The organism is Escherichia sp. KCJ4928 (genome assembly GCF_004352695.1).
Classification (GTDB): Bacteria; Pseudomonadota; Gammaproteobacteria; order Enterobacterales; family Enterobacteriaceae; genus ECMA0423.
On sequence record NZ_SJWV01000427.1, the window covers coordinates 1 to 1,167 of the forward strand.

Genomic DNA, 1,167 nt, shown 5'->3' on the forward strand with positions numbered 1-1,167 from the left:
TTCAAAAACAATTTGCGATATAGATATTCTCATACCATGAGATAGTTATCTGAACCACCCTCAACCAGGTAAGATTAAATCAGTGAAACATAATCATATTTAATAACGAGAAATGCATTTTAAAATGTCTTAATCAGAATTATAGCAAATACAGATTAATCGCAATTTTTCCCAGCAAAATTACAAAATCATGGTGTATTGACATCATCAATCACCAATGAAATTATGCAATTATATACGGATAGGGAGGTTCTTAACATGGGGCTTTGTAGTCGTTATAAAAGTCTTACATGCAATAGTTGCTCAATGCATTGCCAAATAATGCCAGAAGAGTCACCGCGTTTGCAGTACTGCGCAAACTCGTGTTTTTGTATGTGGCCCGAAGAAAGTTCATATTTTAATCGTGGTGTGGTAGAAGGTATCTTAACAAAAAACCACAATGCGAGATTAAGCGGATATATTTTTGTCGATTTTTCAGTAAGTTTTTTACGTCTATTCCTTGAAAAAGACTGGATTGACTATCTTGCAAGTACTGACATGGGGATTGTTTTAGTCAGCGACCGCAATATGCAATCGTTAGCTAATTACTGGCGAAAACACAACTCAGCAATATCTGCTGTCATATATAATGATGATGGTCTTGATGTTGCCAATGAAAAGATCAGACAACTATTTATTGGTCGTTATTTATCATTTACCAGAGGTAACACATTAACTCAGATGGAATTCACCATAATGGGGTATATGGTTTCTGGTTATAATCCATATCAGATTGCTGAAGTTCTGGATATGGATATCCGTAGCATCTACGCGTACAAGCAACGAATCGAAAAGAGAATGGGTGGTAAAATAAACGAATTATTTATTCGTTCACATTCGGTCCAACATTGATACTCAACGACCAGCCAGAATCATACTCTGTTTATACGGGCATTTATTGAAATGTCCGTATTTTATAAATAGGCCGTCCCCTCAAGAGTAAACACCATAGTATTTAAAACCATCACACGAAAAATTCAGAAGCATTACGAAATATGAATTTACAAACAATAGTGGCATAAATGTTAACCATGTTAATTTACGTAAAGTTTTACGTTGCAACATTAAAGCCTCATTTCAATCATCATGATAAATATAAAATTAATATATATTTATGCCGTAAATACC

General features: G+C 34.2%; 1 protein-coding gene. It reads left to right on the forward strand.

All coding sequences use genetic code 11. From position 1 onward, the window contains the following. Positions 1 to 258: 258 nt before the first annotated feature. Positions 259 to 891, forward strand: a complete 633-nt coding sequence (locus tag E0D98_RS24535) for a helix-turn-helix transcriptional regulator (protein WP_001305805.1) — start codon at positions 259 to 261, stop codon at positions 889 to 891. Positions 892 to 1,167 lie beyond the last annotated feature (276 nt).